This is a genomic window from Dactylosporangium sp. NPDC048998, from assembly GCF_043197855.1.
GTDB lineage: Bacteria > Actinomycetota > Actinomycetes > Mycobacteriales > Micromonosporaceae > Dactylosporangium.
Genome location: NZ_JBICTV010000003.1, coordinates 39,324 through 55,581 on the forward strand (window position 1 = coordinate 39,324; position 16,258 = coordinate 55,581).

At 74.9% G+C, this 16,258-nt stretch carries 16 protein-coding genes; 12 read left to right on the top strand and 4 right to left on the bottom strand.

The features are described from left to right. The first annotated feature begins 332 nt into the window (after positions 1-332). The 4 genes from ACGFI8_RS07455 to ACGFI8_RS07470 all read left to right on the top strand — a co-directional run bounded on the left by ACGFI8_RS07455 (position 333) and on the right by ACGFI8_RS07470 (position 3,622). A complete protein-coding gene (locus tag ACGFI8_RS07455) occupies positions 333-851 on the top strand; it encodes a hypothetical protein (RefSeq protein ID WP_392801371.1) in 519 nt (172 codons plus the stop codon). Positions 852-1,034: 183 nt separating this feature from the next. Then, complete coding sequence (locus tag ACGFI8_RS07460) at positions 1,035-1,898, top strand: PhzF family phenazine biosynthesis protein (protein ID WP_392801374.1); 864 nt, start codon at positions 1,035-1,037, stop codon at positions 1,896-1,898. Between the two features lie 88 nt (positions 1,899-1,986). Further along, positions 1,987-2,343, top strand: coding sequence for a hypothetical protein (locus tag ACGFI8_RS07465; RefSeq protein WP_392801377.1), 357 nt, complete (start codon positions 1,987-1,989; stop codon positions 2,341-2,343). Positions 2,344-2,401: 58 nt separating this feature from the next. Further along, positions 2,402-3,622 (top strand): GNAT family N-acetyltransferase, encoded by a 1,221-nt coding sequence (locus ACGFI8_RS07470; RefSeq protein ID WP_392801380.1) that lies wholly within the window; start codon positions 2,402-2,404, stop codon positions 3,620-3,622. Positions 3,623-3,643: 21 nt separating this feature from the next. Here ACGFI8_RS07470 and ACGFI8_RS07475 read toward each other — a convergent pair whose 3' ends face one another. After that, positions 3,644-4,489: a sigma-70 family RNA polymerase sigma factor gene (locus ACGFI8_RS07475; RefSeq protein WP_392802841.1), complete on the bottom strand. Its 846-nt coding sequence runs from the start codon at positions 4,487-4,489 to the stop codon at positions 3,644-3,646. A 201-nt stretch (positions 4,490-4,690) separates the two neighbouring features. Here ACGFI8_RS07475 and ACGFI8_RS07480 point away from each other — a divergent pair, with 201 nt between their 5' ends. Beyond that, positions 4,691-5,149, top strand: coding sequence for a carboxymuconolactone decarboxylase family protein (locus ACGFI8_RS07480; protein WP_392801382.1), 459 nt, complete (start codon positions 4,691-4,693; stop codon positions 5,147-5,149). 4 nt (positions 5,150-5,153) lie between these two features. On the opposite strand, the gene ACGFI8_RS07485 is transcribed toward ACGFI8_RS07480, so the two are convergent. Genes ACGFI8_RS07485 through ACGFI8_RS07495 form a run of 3 tightly spaced genes read right to left on the bottom strand, consistent with a single transcriptional unit; the run spans position 5,154 to position 7,932 of the window. Beyond that, positions 5,154-6,092: an STM4015 family protein gene (locus ACGFI8_RS07485; protein WP_392801384.1), complete on the bottom strand. Its 939-nt coding sequence runs from the start codon at positions 6,090-6,092 to the stop codon at positions 5,154-5,156. Then, positions 6,089-7,279 (bottom strand): sensor histidine kinase, encoded by a 1,191-nt coding sequence (locus tag ACGFI8_RS07490; RefSeq protein ID WP_392801387.1) that lies wholly within the window; start codon positions 7,277-7,279, stop codon positions 6,089-6,091. The genes ACGFI8_RS07485 and ACGFI8_RS07490 overlap by 4 nt, the downstream gene beginning before the upstream one ends. After that, the gene (locus ACGFI8_RS07495; protein WP_392801390.1) at positions 7,276-7,932 is read right to left on the bottom strand and encodes a response regulator transcription factor; all 657 of its coding nucleotides are present in this window, start codon (positions 7,930-7,932) and stop codon (positions 7,276-7,278) included. Before ACGFI8_RS07495 ends, ACGFI8_RS07490 begins: the two co-directional genes overlap by 4 nt. 140 nt (positions 7,933-8,072) lie before the next feature. On the opposite strand from ACGFI8_RS07495, the gene ACGFI8_RS07500 reads away from it, so the two are divergent. The 7 genes from ACGFI8_RS07500 to ACGFI8_RS07530 all read left to right on the top strand — a co-directional run bounded on the left by ACGFI8_RS07500 (position 8,073) and on the right by ACGFI8_RS07530 (position 16,150). After that, complete coding sequence (locus tag ACGFI8_RS07500) at positions 8,073-8,549, top strand: hypothetical protein (protein ID WP_392801393.1); 477 nt, start codon at positions 8,073-8,075, stop codon at positions 8,547-8,549. Continuing rightward, positions 8,546-9,631: a peptidoglycan-binding protein gene (locus ACGFI8_RS07505; protein ID WP_392801394.1), complete on the top strand. Its 1,086-nt coding sequence runs from the start codon at positions 8,546-8,548 to the stop codon at positions 9,629-9,631. Before ACGFI8_RS07500 ends, ACGFI8_RS07505 begins: the two co-directional genes overlap by 4 nt. 5 nt (positions 9,632-9,636) lie before the next feature. Beyond that, a complete protein-coding gene (locus tag ACGFI8_RS07510) occupies positions 9,637-10,302 on the top strand; it encodes an ABC transporter ATP-binding protein (protein WP_392801396.1) in 666 nt (221 codons plus the stop codon). Continuing rightward, positions 10,299-11,498 (top strand): ABC transporter permease, encoded by a 1,200-nt coding sequence (locus ACGFI8_RS07515; RefSeq protein ID WP_392801397.1) that lies wholly within the window; start codon positions 10,299-10,301, stop codon positions 11,496-11,498. The genes ACGFI8_RS07510 and ACGFI8_RS07515 overlap by 4 nt, the downstream gene beginning before the upstream one ends. A 264-nt stretch (positions 11,499-11,762) precedes the next feature. Beyond that, positions 11,763-13,394: an arginine--tRNA ligase gene (gene argS, locus ACGFI8_RS07520; protein ID WP_392801398.1), complete on the top strand. Its 1,632-nt coding sequence runs from the start codon at positions 11,763-11,765 to the stop codon at positions 13,392-13,394. A 56-nt stretch (positions 13,395-13,450) separates the two neighbouring features. Beyond that, positions 13,451-13,963 carry a hypothetical protein gene (locus ACGFI8_RS07525; RefSeq protein ID WP_392801400.1) on the top strand — a complete coding sequence of 171 codons (513 nt, stop codon included), beginning with the start codon at positions 13,451-13,453 and terminating at the stop codon, positions 13,961-13,963. 45 nt (positions 13,964-14,008) lie between these two features. Continuing rightward, entirely contained in the window at positions 14,009-16,150 is a 2,142-nt protein-coding gene (locus tag ACGFI8_RS07530) for a tetratricopeptide repeat protein (RefSeq protein WP_392801403.1), read from the top strand. Positions 16,151-16,258: the final 108 nt, after the last annotated feature.

A 16,258-nucleotide genomic window follows, 5' to 3' on the forward strand; every position in this document is an offset into this window, starting at 1 on the left:
TTTACCCCGGGTCGGCGCCTTCTGACGCCTTCTCGTCATCCCGGCGTTACGGGCCCTCCCGGCAGGCCCTCCCAGCAGGCGTCATCGGTCCAGCAGTCCGCCGCACCCGGCGGATACGGCGCGGCCGCTTGGGAGTCGTTCACGGCACCGCAGCGTACGACACAGCGCCACCTTGCGGTGTGCGTGTTCGCGGGCGGCGGTATGGCTGCCGTACCAGTCCGGCGCCGGCCCGTCCTGGCGACGAAAAATGGCGAAAAATCATGAGTTGTGTGTGGTTTATTGCCGGTTACTCGGTGGTATCGAGACTGTTGGTCCAGGTGAGGAGGGGGACCATGTTACGCAAGCGAATAGGGCTCGCGCTCAGCACCGCAGTGCTCGCCGGAGCCGGTGCGGTCGCCGCGCCGGCGGTGGCGAGTGCTCAACCCAGCCCGTCCCCGCCGGGCGGTGGCACAGCACCCAGCCCGGGCGCGGAACGGCAGCACCACGGCGACATGCTCAAGGGTGTGGAGCACGGCGAGGGCATCATCCAGACAAAGCGGGGACCGGTGCACGTGGCCATGCAGCAGGGCACGATCACCGCCATCTCGGGGTCGTCGGTCACCGTGAAATCGGCTGACGGGTGGACCAAGACATGGACCCTGGCCAACAACGTGCGGGTCTACGAGCTCCGGCACACGCTGCAACCCAGTGCCCTGACGACCGGCGCGATGATCGCGATCGGCGGGACGACCAGCGGCGCCGGCACCAACGAGACCTACACCGGACGGATCGTGCGGCTGCACGAGCACGCCGGCATGCAGCCGTCGGCCCCGGCGACACCGTCGCCAGGCCAGGCGTCGCCTTCCAGCTGACGCGGGTTCGGTAGCGCTGGTTGAAGCGGCCGCCGGCCCCACGGCCGGCGCCGAATGACGAGCTGTGACGGGCGCGGCCCGCCGGCTCCCTCAGTCGGCGGGCCGCGCGCCTCACGAGGGGTAGTGGCCCGCTACTCGTTCGAGCAGTGTCGCGGCGCGCGGCCGGATGCTTACCCTGGCGCCGTGTACGGCTATGTGATCGCCGATGTTTTCACCGACACCGCCCTGGAGGGCAACCCGCTCGCGGTCGTCCCCGACGCCGCCGGGCTGACCACCGGCCGGATGCAGCGCATCGCGCGCGAGATGAACCTGTCCGAGACGACGTTCGTCTTCCCGCCCGCGGCCGGCGGCGACGTGCGCGTGCGGATCTTCACCCCGATCGGCGAGCTTCCGTTCGCCGGCCACCCGACCTTCGGTACCGCCGCGGTCCTGGCCGCGACCGGCCACCCCGGCGTCCGTGGCGGCGAGCTGCGGATGGAGACCGGCATGGGCGTGGTGCCGTTCCGCTTCACCGGGGAGTCCGGCGAGGGCCGCGTCAGGACCGCCCGCATGCTCCAGCCGATCCCGGTCTGGGAGCCCTACGACCGGGCCGCCGAGCTGCTCGACGCGCTCGGGGTGTCCTCGTCGACCCTTCCCGTCGAGGTGTACCGCAACGGCCCGCGCCATGCGTTCGTCGGCCTCGCCGGCGTCGCCGAGCTGTCCGCCCTGCGGGTCGACCTCCGCGCGCTGGCCGACCACGACGACCTGGCCGCGAACTGCTTCGCCCCGACCGACGACCCGCTGGTCTGGCGGGCCCGCATGTTCTCGCCCGCTTACGGCGTGACGGAGGATGCCGGCACCGGCTCCGCGGCCGGCCCCCTCGCGCTGCACCTGGGCCGGCACGGCCGGGTGCCGCTCGGCGCGACGATCACGGTGCGGCAGGGCGTCGAGATGGGCCGCCCGTCGACGATCCGCGCGTGCGTCTCGGTGCTCGACGACGGCGCCGTCGAGCGGGTCGAGGTCGCGGGCAGCGTCGTCGTCGTGGCCGACGGCCGCCTCTACGTCTGACGCGCGGATCCGCCCGGCGGCGCCGAATCCAGCCCCCCGGGCCCGATGTACGCCGTCGCGGGTTGCGTGGCGCCGGTACCGTTCGGCCATGTCGCCCTCACGGCGCCGGGTGCCGTTCTCGCCCCGGCTGATGGTGCTGCTCCTCTCACTCGGGCCGGCCATGTCGGCCGGCGGGATCGCGATGGTGTCCGACAATCCCGACGCGTGGCCGCTCCTCGCGGTCGGCGGGGTGCTCACCGTGCTCGGCGTCGCCTACGCGTGGGCGACCCGCCCACACTCGTACGAGCGCTGGACGCGGGCCTGGCTCGCCGGGCAGTGGAAGTGGGGCCGGGGCGAGGACGGGTCCGCGGGCACGCCCCGCACCGCCCGGACCGCGCCGCGGCCGAGGTCGGCCCGGTCTACGGCAACCCGGCCGAAGGCGGCCATGCGGCGGCGGAAGCGCTGACCGGACGGCCGGGCCGCGCGGACCTCTTGGTGACCGCGGCCGGTGATACTTTGACCGCATGGTGCGGCCGTGGACCCTCCGCCCCGCCACGTCGGCGGACGCGCCGTGGCTCATCGACCTCAAGGCCGCGGCGATGCGGCCGGACCTCGAGCGGGTCGGGCGCTGGGACGCCGACCGCTCCCGGCGGCGCTTCCTCGAGGCCTACGTGCCGGCCAACACCGATGTCATCGAGGTCGACGGCCGGGCGGTGGGCTCCGTCGCCGTCCGGCCCGAGCACGACGCGCAGTGGATCGAGCACTTCTACCTCGACCCGCAACTGCACGGCCGGGGCATCGGCGGGGAGGTGCTGCGGCACGTCATGGCGGCGCACCGCGACGCGCGGCCGTTCCGGCTGGTCGTCATCCGCGGCAGCGCGGCGCGAAGGCTCTACGAGCGGCTCGGCTTCGTCCACGCCTACGACCACGACAACGGCGTCGACGAGATTCTCGACGCCCCCGGCGGCGGGTATCTGCTCGACAACGCCCAGGCCGAGGCCGGCGCCCGCTTCGGCGCCCTGGCGGAGCTGTTCGACCCCTCCACGTTCCGGCACTTCGACGCGCTCGGCGTCGCCGCGGGCTGGCGCTGCTGGGAGGTCGGCGCCGGCGGCCCGAGCGTGCCGTCCTGGCTCGCCGCGCGCGTCGGCCCGGCCGGCCGCGTGCTGGCCACCGACATCGACGTCGCGTGGCTCGACCCCGGCGCCGGCTACGAGGTGCTCCGCCACGACGTCGGCGCCGAGCCGCCGCCGGGCGACGGCTTCGACCTCGTGCATGCCCGGCTGGTCCTCGTCCACGTGCCGCGGCGCGAGGCGGCGCTCGCAGCCATGGTCTCGGCGTTGCGCCCCGGCGGCCGGCTGCTGATCGAGGAGGCCGACCCGATGCTGCAGCCGCTGGCCTGCCCGGACGAGTCGGGCCCGGCGCAGCGGCTGGCCAACCGGCTCAAGCACGACTTCCGCACGCTGATGGCCGGGCGCGGCGTCGACCTGGCGTACGGCCGGAAGCTGCCCCGGCTGCTGCGCGAGGCCGGCCTGACCGAGGTCGCCGCCGACGCCTATTTCCCGGTCACCGGCCCGGCCTGCGACCGGCTCGAGCGGGCCACCGTCGAGCAGATCCGCGCCCGGCTGACCGCCGCCGGCCTGGCCACCGACGAGGAGATCGACCGGCACCTGACCAACCTGGACGCGGGCCTGCTGGACGTGGCGACCTCACCGATGGTCTCCGCCTGGGGTGTGCGCCCCGGCTGAGCCGGCGAGCGGCGGGCGGCGCTACGCGAGGATCCGCACGTCGAGGATCTCCAGATCGGCCGGGTCGGCGACCACGTCGATGCCGATGATCCGGCCGCTCGTGACAGTGAAGCTGATCGCGATGCGGGTCCGGCCGTCCACCTGGACCACGGCGCCGGTCGCGCCGTCGATGTCGGCCGGGCGGGCACCCTGGGCACGACCCGAGAAGAACGCGGCGACGACCTCCGCGCCCCGGGACTCGCCGGTCGAGCCCATCCGGGCCGCCGTCGCGTCGGCGCGCATGACGACGTCCGGGTCCAGCAGGGTCAGCAGCGCGGCCATGTCACCGCCGCGGGAGGCGGCGAGGAACGCGTCCACGACCTCGCGCCGCCGCTGCACGTCGGCGGCCGCCGAGGCCGAGCCACCCGAGCCACCCGAGCCGTCTGGGCTACCTGGACCACCCGGGCCGCCCTGGACGCGGCGGCGGGCCCGGCTCGCCAGCTGGCGGGCCGCGGCGGGGCTGCGGCCGACGACGACCGCGATGTCGTCGAACGACACGGCGAACATGTCGTGCAGGACGAACGCCAGGCGCTCGGTCGGGGTGAGCGTCTCCAGGACCACGAGCAGCGCGAGGCCCACCGAGTCGGCCAGCAGCGCCTCCTGCTCCGGGTCGGCCCGGTCGGCGTCACCCGCCGGCGGCTCCTCGGCGCGCAGCTCGAGCGGCTCCTCGCGGCGGTTGGTCCGGGAGCGCAGCATGTCCAGGCAGATCCGGCCGACGACCGTGGTCAGCCACGCCGCGAGGTTGTCGACCTCGCCCGCGTCCGTGCGGTTCAGCCGGAGCCAGGCCTCCTGTACCGCGTCGTCGGCCTCGCTCACCGAGCCCAGCATCCGGTGCGCCACCGCCCGCAGCCGTGGCCGCAGCGCCTCGAACCGCTCGGCCAGCCGGTCGTCGCTCCCCCTCACACGCGATGCCTTTCGTCCAAATTGTGGCCCTTGTTGTTACCTAGGCCACAATTGTCACAGGTCCCTCCAGCGGGTCGTCATACCAGCGACGAACCAAATCGCAGCGATGTGACAAGGGAGACGATGATGCAGGCACGGATGACCAACCCGGCGGCGCTCCTGCCCGACGCCACCAAGGCGATCAACCTGCTCTACAAGGCGGCGCACTCGGCCGGTGTGCCGGGCGCCACGCTGGAACTGGTCCACCTGCGGGCCAGCCAGATCAACGGCTGCAGCCCGTGCGTGGACGCGGGCGCCCGCAGCGCCAAGAAGAACGGCGAGTCCGACGAGCGGCTCTTCGCCGTCGCCGCCTGGCGGGACACACCGTACTTCACCGACGCCGAGCGGGCCGCCCTGGCCCTCGCCGAGGCCGCGACCCGGCTGGCCGACCGGGCCGACGCGGTGCCGGACGACATCTGGGACGACGCCGCCAAGCACTTCGGCGAGCAGGAGCTCGCGGCGATCGTGCTGTGGATCGGCACGACCAACCTCTTCAACCGGATCAACGCGCCCACTCGCCAGCCCGCCCCGCAGAACTGGGGCTGAGCGGCTACTCGGAAATCGCGGTGTACCGGCCGAAGCGCCCCTCGGTCTCCTGCTCGGAGACGTCGACCTCGACGCCGGGGAGCTCCTCGACCACCCGCGCCGCGAACTGCGGGGACAGGAAGTTGCGGCGCAGGTCGAGCCGGCGCAGATGGGTCAGCGGCTGCCCGGCCAGCAGCGCCTCGACGCCCTCGTCGCCGAGCACGCCGAGCGAGAGGTCCAGCTCGTCCAGGCGGCCGACGACCGGGGCGCCGGCCAGCGCCGCGGCGATCCGGTCGGCGATCTCGGCGTTGCGCAGCCCCAGGCGGCGCAGCGCCGGGAGCCGACCCCCGGCCAGCAGCGGCTCGAGGTCGGCGACGGCGATGTCGCCGCCGTAGTTGGCCACGCCGAGCCACAGCTCCAGGTGCTCCAGCGCCGGCAGGTCGCTGTCGAGGACCGCGCCCAGCACGTGGGCGGGCAGGCCGCCGGACTCGAACGCGAGCTCGCGCAGGTGGTCGTGGCGCACCGGGGAGAACCGCAACTCCTCGGTGCCGCGCACGCGCAGGACCCGCAGCCGTGGAAACGCCTCCAGCAGCGGCGTGATGTCGCCCTGGCGAATCCAGGAGACCTCGCACTCCTCACCGGTGATGTCGCCGAGGAACAGAGCCTCCAGCGAGTCGAGCCGCTCCGCGGCCGCGCACAGCTGGGCGATCGGCGCGTCGGCGAAGGCCGTGTACCCCCACGAGCCGAGCACCAGCGCGCGGACGGCCGAGGCGTCGATCCCGTCGAGCAGCCGCGCGAACGACTCGGCCCAGGCGGGGCTCGGCCCGTAGTCGGTGTTCTCGTCGAAGTCCCAGTTCGCGTACCGCCAGGCGACCGGCCCGTCGACCTCGGGCAGCGGCTCGCCGGCCGCCAGGTCCACGACGGGCAGGCCGGCGAACGTGGTGGCGTGCGAGGTGAAGGTCACCGGCCGAACCTAACAGCAACCCCGGAAACCACGGCCGGCAGCGCGACGGTGACGACCAGGCCGCCACCCTCGCGGGGCCGCGCGACCGCGGTCCCGCCGTGGGTGGCGGCCACCGAACGGACGATGGACAGCCCCAGGCCCGCGCCGCCGGCGGTGACGCGGCGGTCCCCGGCCAGCCGGTGGAAGGGCTCGAACAGCGCCGGTACCTCGTACGGCGGTACCACCGGCCCGGTGTTGCTCACCTCGACCTCGACGCGCTCGTCCCCGGTGGCGCGGGTGACCACCCGCACCCAGCCGCCGGGCCCGGCGTTGTACCGCACGCCGTTCTCGACGAGGTTGTGCACCAGCCGCTCCAGCAGCAGTGCGTCGCCGCTCGTCGGCGCCTCCGCGAGCTGCTCCTCCAGCGTCACGCCGGCCGCGGCGGCCGCGCCTGCGGACTGGGCCAGGACGTGGGCGGCGACGTCGGCCAGGTCGGCCGGGCGGCGCTCGGTGAGCTCGTTCTCCGAGGTGGCGAGCAGCAGCAGCCCGGTGATGAGGTGCTCGTGGCGGGCGTTGATCCGCAACAGGTCCTCGCCGAGCCGGATCGTGTCGGCGGACGCGGACCGGCGCTTCATGGCCAGCTCGACCAGCGCCCGCCCGACAGTCAGCGGCGTGCGCAGTTCGTGCGAGGCGTTGGCGATGAACCGGCGCTGCCCGTCGAAGGACCGGTCGAGCCGCTCGAGCATGGTGTCGAAGGCGTCCGCGAGCTCCTTGACCTCGTCGGCCGGGCCGCGTAGCGCGATGCGTTCGTGCAGCCCGCGGCCGGCCGCCGGGGCCGCGGCGATGCGCCGGGCGGTCGCGGTGACCTGGTGCAGCGGGTTGAGCACCCGGCCGGCGACCAGCCAGCCCAGCCCCGCGGCCGCGGCGGCGACCACGCCGAGCGCGATGGCGCCCTGGGTCAGCAGCGAGGTGACGGCCGCCGCACGCAGCTGCCGGCGCTGCGCCTCGATCTGGCGCATGGTCTCGGCCGGGTCCGGCAGGACCTGCGGGCTCGGGGAGGCGCCGGTCGTCGACCGGTTGAGCACCACGCTCAGGCCGGCGCCGGCCAGCTGCCGATCGAACAGCACGTAGGTGGTGGCGAGCAGCACCAGCCCGGCGAGCAGGAACAGGCCGGCGTAGATGACCGTCAGGCGCAGGCGCAGGCTCATGGGATGCGGTACCCCACGGCGGTGACGGTCTCGATGACGGGCGGGTCGCCCAGCTTGCGGCGCAGCTTGAGGATCGTCAGCCGGACCGCCGGGGTGAACGGGTCGGCATGCTCGTCCCACACCTTCTCGAGCAGAAACTCGGCGGACACCGGCGCCCCGCCGGCACGCAGCAGTTCGGACAGCACCCCGAACTCCTTCTTCGACAGCGGCACGTAGGCGCCGTCCCGGAACACCCGGTGCAGTGCCGGGTCCAGCGTGATCCCGGCCCGGCGCAGGACCGGCGGCACGGCCGGGCGGCTGCGACGACCCAGCGACTGCACCCGGGCGGCCAGCTCGGGAAACGCGAAGGGCTTGGTGAGGTAGTCGTCGGCGCCGAGCGACAGCCCGGCCACGCGGTCGGTGACCTCCGCGGCGGCGGTGAGCATGAGCACCCGCGCCCCCGAGCCCGACTCCACGATCCGGCGGCAGACCTCGTCGCCGGGCACGGCGGGCAGGGACCGGTCGAGCACGACGACGTCGTAGTCGTGCACCGCCAGCCGCTCCAGCGCCGCCTCGCCGTCGCCCGCGACGTCGACGGCGTGCGAGTCCTCGCGCAGCCACTCCGCGATCGCGCCGGCAAGCATCGGCTCGTCCTCCACCACCAGCAGCCGCACGCGCCGCCCCCTTCGCCACCGCCCCCGGCCCATCATCCCCGGTCGGCGCGTTTCCCCGGCGTTTGCGGCGGCAGACGGCCCGGAAACGCCGCATCGCGCAGGCTCGCCGCCGAAACGATCCGACGAGCGAGGAGTTTGTGATGCGGAGACTGGCGGTCGTCCTGCTGGCGTTGACGGTGGGCGCCGGGAGCCTGGCCGGGTGCGGATCCGAGAGCCCGCAGGCGGGGCCGAGCGCCGCGGCGAGCCTGAGCCGCGACGAGATGGGCGTGAAGTTCGCGCAGTGCATGCGGGAACACGGCATCGACGTGCCCGACCCGGAGCCGGGCAAGGGGCCGATGGTCCGGATCACCGGCGGCGTCAGCCAGGACACGGTGAACAAGGCGATGGAGGCGTGCCGCCAGTACAACCCGATGGCCGAGAACGGCCGGGGCGACGCGCAGACGGACGCGAACAACCGCGCCTTCGCCAAGTGCATGCGGGACAACGGCGTCGAGGGCTTCCCCGACCCCGAGCCCGGCCAGGTCGGCATGCGCATCGACCGGAAACTCGCCGAGGACCCGGACTTCGAGAAGGCCCAGAAGCAGTGCCAGCCGATCCTCTCGGGTGGCCGCGGATGAGCCGGAGGGCGGGGTACGCCGCCGCCCTGGCGGTGCTGGTCGCGGGCGCCGGCGCGGCCGCCTGGCTCGGCCTCGGCGGCCACCGGGCGGCCGGCGAGGCGGCGCGGAGCGCGCTGCCGCCGAACACCGCACAGGTGAGCCGGCGCACGCTCAAGGACACCCGCACCGTCGACGGGGAGCTGGGCTACGGCGCGTCGAGCACGGTCACCGGCCGGCTGCCCGGGACGCTCACCTACCTGCCCGACAGCGGCACCCAGGTGACCCGCGGCCAGCCGCTGTACCGGGTGAACGACAAGCCGGTGACGCTGCTGTACGGCGCGGTGCCGGCCTGGCGGCCGCTCGCCCAGGGCACCGAGGGGGCCGACGTGCGGCAGCTCGAGGAGAACCTGCGGGCGCTCGGATACACCGGGTTCACCGTCGACGACGAGTACACCTCGGCCACGGCCGCCGCCGTCAAGCGCTGGCAGTCCGATCAGGGGCTCGACGAGACCGGGACGGTCGAGCTCGGCCGGGTCGTTTTCGTGCCGGACGCCGTGCGGATCACCGCGGTGGCGGCGTCGCAGGGGGAGCCGGCCGCGCCCGGGCAGCGGATCCTGACGTACACCGGGACGGCCAAGGCGGTCACCGTCGCCCTCGACCCCGCCGACCAGCGCCTGGCGCAACAGGACGCGGCCGTCGTCGTCACGCTGCCCGACGACGGCACGATCGGCGGCCGCGTCACCCGGGTGACCACCGTCATCGAGCCGGCCGCGCCGGGCGCCGGGGCGTCCTCGGGGGCGCAGACGAAGGTGGAGGTGACGATCGCCTTGAATGACTTGAACAACTCGGACGACCAGCAGCGGGTGGCCTCCTACGCGCTCGCCTCGGTCGACGTCACGTTCACCGCCTCCGAGCGCGAGGACGTGCTCGCCGTGCCGGTCGCCGCGCTGGTGAGCCTGCCCGACGGTGGCTACGGCGTGGAGGTCGTCGAAGGTGCCGCGTCGCGCTACGTCGCGGTGAAGACCGGCCTGTTCTCCGGGGGCTGGGTCGAGATCTCCGGCGACGGTGTCGCCGCGGGGACGACCGTCGGGATGCCGAGGTGATCACGATGAGCGAGGTCTCCAAGGTGTACTCCGGGACGGTGCCCGCCCTCACGGGCGTATCGCTGCGCATCGAGCCCGGCGAGCTCGTGGGCATCGTCGGCCCGTCGGGATCGGGCAAGTCGACGATGCTCAACCTGCTGGGCACCCTCGACCGGCCGACCTCCGGTCGCGTCGACGTCGACGGCTTCGACGTGTCCCGGCTGCGCGACGCCGAGCTGTCCGCGCTCCGGGCACGCCGCATCGGCTTCGTCTTCCAGCAGTTCTACCTCGCGGCCGGAATCGCCGCGCTGGACAACGTCGCCGACGGGCTGCTCTACACCGGCCTGCGGCCCCGGGAGCGGCGCCGCCGGGCCGCGGCCGCGCTGGAGCGCGTCGGGCTCGCGCACCGCGCCGGCCACCGGCCGCACCAGCTCTCCGGCGGCGAGCGGCAGCGGGTCGCGATCGCCCGGGCGGTGGCCGGGGACCCCGCGCTGCTGCTGGCCGACGAGCCCACCGGCGCGCTGGACTCGGCCTCCGGGGCCACCGTGATGGGGCTGCTGCGGGAGCTGCACGCCGGCGGTACCACCGTCGTCATCATCACCCACGACCGGGAGATCGCCGACGGCCTGCCGCGGCGGGTCGCCATGCGCGACGGCCGGATCGTCGCCTACTCGGCCGGCGGTGTCCAATGAGGACACTGCGCCCCGCCCGGCTGTGGCCGGGCGACGTCGTGAAGGTGGGGCTCGTCGGCCTGCGTACCCGGCCGATGCGGGCGTTCCTGTCCGCGCTCGGCATCGCCATCGGCATCGCGTCGATGGTCGCCGTCGTCGGCATCTCGTCCTCGTCGCGGGCCGAGCTCGACCGCACGCTCGACGCGCTCGGCACCAACCTGCTCACCGTCGCGCCCGGCACCACGCTGATCGGCGAGCGGGCGCAGCTGCCGGACACCGCCGAGGCGATGGTCGGCCGGATCGCCGCCGTGCGCGCGCTCTCGTCGATCGGTCGCATCGACGGCGCGAAGGTCTACCGGACCGGGAAGATCCCGAAGACCCAGACCAACGGGATCGCCGGGTACGCCGCGCGCCTCGACCTGCTCGCCGTGGTCGGCGCGCAGGTCCGCAGCGGCACCTGGCTCAACGCGGCGACCGGCGCCTTCCCGGCCACGGTCCTCGGCGCGGCCGCGGCCGAGCGGCTCGGCATCGGCCGCGCCGGCCCCGACACCCGCGTGCTGCTCGGCGGCCGATGGTTCACCGTCGTCGGCATCCTCGAGCCGTCGCCGCTGGCCCCCGAGCTCGACACGGCCGCGCTCGTCGGCTGGCCGGTCGCTCAGGCTGAGCTCGGCTTCGACGGCCACCCGACCACCATCTACACCCGCGCCGACGAGGCCCGCATCGCCGCGGTCCGCGCCGCGCTCGGCCCGACCGCCAACCCGGAGGCGCCCAACGAGGTCCAGGTCTCCCGCCCCTCGGACGCGCTCGCCGCGAAGCAGGCGGCCGGCGAAGCCTTCACCCGCCTGTTGCTCGGCCTCGGCGCGGTGGCCCTCCTCGTCGGCGGCGTCGGCGTGGCCAACACGATGGTCATCTCGGTGCTGGAACGCCGGGGCGAGATCGGCCTGCGCCGCTCGCTCGGCGCGACCCGCGGCCAGATCCGCACCCAGTTCCTCGCGGAGTCGCTGCTACTGTCCGCCCTCGGTGGCGCCGGTGGCGCACTGCTCGGCGCGGCCGGCACCGCCGCCTACGCGGTGGCCCAGCACTTCTCGACGGTGATCCCACCGTGGTCGGTCGCCGGAGGCGCCGGCGCGACGCTCGTCATCGGCGGCCTGGCGGGCCTCTACCCGGCGGTCCGCGCCTCCCGGCTCTCGCCGACGGAGGCGCTGGCCGAGAGGTGAACCGGGCCACGCAGACATCTCGCCCCGCAAGGTGAAGGCCCGGCCCCCAACGCCCCGGATAATTTCCGGTCTATGCGACAAATGCTGCGCGTGATGATAACGACGTCGATCTGCGTCCTGCTCATCGTCACCGGCCCGGGAGTGCTGCCGAGCTGGGGGTAGCGCGCGCTCCGGTGCGGCTGCGGGGCCGGCCGTCGCCGCAGGTAGCCCTGGGGCGTGAAAACCAGCGGCGGGCGCGCGGCCGGGTCGGTACCGTCCGAGGGCATGGCTGACATCGGCAGGGTGCTGCGGGACAGGCTCGCGGCCGCGTTCGAGACCGTGACCGGATCGACCGTCGACCCCGCCCTGCGCCGATCCCGGCATGCCGACTTCCAGGCCGACGGGGCGCTCGCCCTGCCGGGGGACCGGCGCGAGATCGCGGCGGCCGTGGCCCGGGCCGCGCGGCTCGACGACCTGTGCGCGAGGGTCGAGGTGGCCGGGCCGGGGTTCGTCAACCTGACGCTGGCGGACGCGGCGCTGGACCGGATGCTGGCCGAGGCCGCCGCGGACGAGCGGCTCGGAGTGTCCACTGTGGAGCCAGAGACCGTGGTGGTGGACTATTCGGGGCCGAACGCGGCGAAGGAGATGCACGTCGGGCACCTGCGCTCGACGGTCATCGGCGACGCGGCCGTGCGGGTGCTGGAGTTTCTCGGGCACCGGGTGATCCGGCAGAACCACCTGGGCGACTGGGGCACCAACTTCGGCATGCTCGTCGAGCACCACGTCGACGGCGGCGTCATCGACGAGTCCGACCTGAGCGCGTTCTACGCCGCCGCGCGGCGCCGGTTCGAGGCCGACGAGGCGTTCCGGGAGCGGGCGCGGCGCAGGGTGATCCTGCTGCAGGACGGCGACGCGGACACGATCGCGCTGTGGCGCTCGCTGGTCGGGGTTTCGCGGCGGTACCTCATGGGCGTCTACGACCGCCTCGGTGTACGCCTGCAGGAGGGCGACTTCGCCGGCGAGAGCACCTACAACGCCGAGCTGGACGGCATCGTGGCGCACCTGCGCGAGCGCGGCCTGCTGCGCGTGAGCGACGGCGCCGAGTGCGCCTTCCCGGCGGGCTTCGCGTCGCGGGACGGCGCACCGCTGCCGCTCATCGTGCGCAAGGCCGACGGCGGCTACGGATACGCGGCGACCGACCTCGCGGCGCTGCGGCACCGCGTCGAGGAGCTCAAGGCCACCCGCCTGCTCTACGTCGTCGGCGCGCCCCAGCGGCAGCACCTGGGGATGGTCTTCGCCGTCGCCGAGGCGGCCGGCTGGCTCGCCCCGCCGGTGCGGGCGCAGCACGTCGCCTTCGGCTCGATGCTCGGCACCGACGGCAAGATGCTGCGCAGCCGCGCGGGCGGCGCCATCCGGCTGACCGAGCTGCTCGACGAGGCCGTCGCGCGGGCCGGCGCGGCGGAGGTCGGCATGGGGGCGCTCAAGTACGCCGACCTGTCGACCGACCGGATCAAGGACCACGTGTTCGACTTCGACCGGATGCTGGCGTTCACCGGGGACACGGGGCCGTATCTGCAGTACGCCCACGTGCGGATCCGCTCGATCTTCCGCAAGGGCGGCGCGGACGCGGCGGGCGGCGCCTTCGCCGTCGCCGACCCGGCCGAGCACGCGCTCGCGGTGGAGCTGCTGGGCTTCCCCGGCGTCGTCGAGCACGTCGGCGAGACGCTCGAGTTCCACCGGCTCACCGGATACCTGTACGGCCTGGCGACCGCCTTCACCGCGTTCTTCGAGCGCTGCCCGGTGCTGCGGGCGCCGGATCCGGTGCGCGGCGGCCGGCTGGCGCTGTGCCACCTGACCGCGCGGACCCTCCGGACCGGCCTCGACCTGCTCGGCATCGAGGCCCCGGAGCGGATGTAGGACACTGGTTCCCCTGACCGAAGCCGGGAACACCGACCTGGAGGAGAACCTCAATCGTGCGACGGATACTGACCGTGGCGATCCTCGCCGCCCTTGTGAGCACCTCCGCGGCCTGCTCGCAGTCCGATGAGAGCCCGCAGTCCGCGGCGAGCGCCACATCCGCGGCGAGCCCCGCGTCCTCGCCGAGCCCGACGGTCGACCTCAAGGCCAACACCAGGGCGGTCTGCGACAAGGCCGAGCAGCTCGTCACCGAGGACACCGTGAAGCCGATCGGCACCCAGATCGGCCTCATGATCGTGGCGCGGCAGCAGAAGAACAAGGCGGCCGAGACCCAGGCGGTGAACAAGGCGAAGGAGCTCACCGACGCGCTGGTCAAGCAGGCGCGCGACCTCAAGGCCGAGGCGGCCGACCCGAAGCTGCAGGCCGCGCTGGACAAGGCCGCCGACGGCCTCGCGCTGTTCGGCTCGGCGGACTCGCTGGCGAAGATCAACTCGATCGGCGACATGGACAAGCTGCTGGCCGACATCCAGGCGGCGAGCGCGGACCTCGACACCGTCTGCGCCGTCTGACGCGCCACCGCGCCGGATTTGGCGCGCTGTGGCAGGCTTCCGGGCGTGGTAGATCCATCGGGTGTCTCCACCCTCGACGAGCTCGCCGGGCTCCTGCGCGACCTGCGGCGCAGGCAGGCCCGGCGGGTCCGCTCGTCGCCGCTGACGTTCGGCGAGCTCGCCGCCCGCACCGGCTGGCCCGGCGCCGCTATCGGCGCGTACTTCGCCGGCCGCGCGCTGCCCCCGGCCGAGCGCTTGGACGCCCTGCTCCGGCTGCTCGGCGCCAGCCCGGCCGAGTGCGGCGCCTTCGCGTCCGCGCGGTCCCGGATCGCCGCCCGCGACGGCGCCGTAGCCCCAGCCTCGCTTGCCCCGGCCTCACCTCCCACCTCGGCCTCGTCTGTCGCCCCGGCCTCGTCTCTGCCGCGGTCTGCAGACGAGCACGGGCTGCCGGCCGCCCCCGCGTACTTCGCCGGGCGGGCCGGCGTGATCGCCCGGCTGGACCGGATGCTGCCCGGCGCCCGGGCCGTGTTCGTCGGCGGCGATGCGGGCGTCGGCAAGACCGCGCTCGCCGTCCACTATGGACATCGGATCGCCGGCCGCTTCCCGGACGGGGTGCTGTTCCTGGACCTGCGCGGCTCCGACCCGGCCGGCCCGCTGCCCGCCGCCGAGGCGCTGCGCACGCTGCTCGCCGCGCTCGGCGTGGCGCCCGCGGACATGCCGCTGGGCCTGGCCGCGCGCACCGGGATGTACCGCGGCCTGACCGCCCGCCGCGGCGTGCTGCTCGTGCTCGACGACGCCGCCGACGCGGCGCAGTTGCGGCCGCTGGTGCCGGCCGTGGGCGACAGCGTCGCACTGGTCACGGGCCGGCACGGCCCAGCCGGCCCAGCCGGGCTCGACGCGGCCGGGCTGACGCTCGACGTGTTCGACCGCACCGAGGCACGGGCCGTGCTCGCGGCGCGGATCGGCGCCGAGCGCACCGCCGCGGAGCCGGCCGCCGTCGACCGCATCATCACGGCGTGCGGGCGCCGGCCCATGGCGCTGGCCGTGTTCTCCGCCCGCGCCGCGCTGCTCCCCGAGCTGTCGCTGGCGGCGGCCGCCGACGCGCTCGCCGAGCGGACCGCGTTCGCGTGGTCGTACGACCTGCTGTCGCCGGCCGCGCGGCGGCTGTTCCGGGGCTTCGGCGCGCATCCCGGCCCGGATCTGAGTGAGCCGGACGCGACCATCCTCTTGGGACGGTCCAGTGTGGACGCGCTGAGCGAGCTCGCCCGGGCGCAGCTCGTCGCCGAGCCCCGGCCCGGCCGGTACGCCATGCACGCCGTCCTGCGCGAGCACGCGGCCGGCGGCACGCCGGACGCCGAGCGGGCCGGCCTCCAGGACCGCCTCGTGGCCCACCACGCCGCGCACGCCGGCGGGCACCGCGCGACGCTCGCCGTGCTCGGCCTGGCCATACGCCGCGGCCGGTACGGTGACGCCTGGCGCATCGCCGAGGCCCTGGACGGCCCGCTCGACGCCGCCGGCCGCTGGGACGACCGGATCGCCGTGGCGGAGACCGCGATCCGGGCCGCGGAGCTCCTCGGCGACCCGGCGCTGCTCGCCCGGGCGCAGCGCGCGCAGTCCGCCGCGTACCTGCGCACGGGGCAGCACGAGGCGGCGCTGCGCCGGCTGCGCGAGGCCGCCGACTGCTTCCACGCCCAGGGCGAGGCGGGCGCCGCGGCGGCGTGCCGGCAGGACCTGGCCGCGGTGCTGGAGTCGATGGCCCGCTTCACCGAGGCGATCGTCCACGGTGAGCTCGCCCTGGCCCTGTTCCGCCGGGCCGGCGACGGGTCCGGCGAGGCGTCCGCGCGCGCCGCGGCCGCCTGGCACTACGCGCAGGCCGGGCGCGCCGCCGAGGCCGTCGCCCACGGCGAGGGGGCGCTCGCGCTGCGCCGCGAGCTGGGCGACCCGCATGAGACCGCCGCGGCGGTGGCCCACCTCGGCCGGGTGCACTCGGCGCTCGGCGACCGGGAGCGCTCGGTGGAGCGCTACCGCGAGGCCCTGGAGCGCTTCACCGAGCTCGGCGACCGGCTCGACGAGGCCGAGACCGCGACCCGGCTCGGCGACGCGCTCGACGGCGCCCCGGCGATCGGCCTGTGGCGGCGCGCCCTGGCCATCTACGAGCGCGTGGACCACCCGTCCGCGTCGGCCGTCGAAGCCCGCCTGGGCCTCTGAGCACGGGGTCAGTACCGGAAGCGGTCGACCAGCTGCTGCAGCCGACCGGCCATGGTGGCCAGCTCGGCGGTGGCGGTGCGGGACCGGCCTGCACCGCCGCCGCGGCGA

Bases quoted from the DNA above. Each gene is read 5' to 3' on its own strand.
- ACGFI8_RS07455 (WP_392801371.1), top strand. From the start codon at position 333: ATGTTACGCAAGCGAATAGGGCTCGCGCTCAGCACCGCAGTGCTCGCC.
- ACGFI8_RS07465 (WP_392801377.1), top strand. From the start codon at position 1,987: ATGTCGCCCTCACGGCGCCGGGTGCCGTTCTCGCCCCGGCTGATGGTG.
- ACGFI8_RS07470 (WP_392801380.1), top strand. From the start codon at position 2,402: ATGGTGCGGCCGTGGACCCTCCGCCCCGCCACGTCGGCGGACGCGCCG.
- ACGFI8_RS07475 (WP_392802841.1), bottom strand. From the start codon at position 4,489: ATGCTGGGCTCGGTGAGCGAGGCCGACGACGCGGTACAGGAGGCCTGG.
- ACGFI8_RS07480 (WP_392801382.1), top strand. From the start codon at position 4,691: ATGCAGGCACGGATGACCAACCCGGCGGCGCTCCTGCCCGACGCCACC.
- ACGFI8_RS07490 (WP_392801387.1), bottom strand. From the start codon at position 7,279: ATGAGCCTGCGCCTGCGCCTGACGGTCATCTACGCCGGCCTGTTCCTG.
- ACGFI8_RS07500 (WP_392801393.1), top strand. From the start codon at position 8,073: ATGCGGAGACTGGCGGTCGTCCTGCTGGCGTTGACGGTGGGCGCCGGG.
- ACGFI8_RS07505 (WP_392801394.1), top strand. From the start codon at position 8,546: ATGAGCCGGAGGGCGGGGTACGCCGCCGCCCTGGCGGTGCTGGTCGCG.
- ACGFI8_RS07510 (WP_392801396.1), top strand. From the start codon at position 9,637: ATGAGCGAGGTCTCCAAGGTGTACTCCGGGACGGTGCCCGCCCTCACG.
- ACGFI8_RS07515 (WP_392801397.1), top strand. From the start codon at position 10,299: ATGAGGACACTGCGCCCCGCCCGGCTGTGGCCGGGCGACGTCGTGAAG.
- argS (WP_392801398.1), top strand. From the start codon at position 11,763: ATGGCTGACATCGGCAGGGTGCTGCGGGACAGGCTCGCGGCCGCGTTC.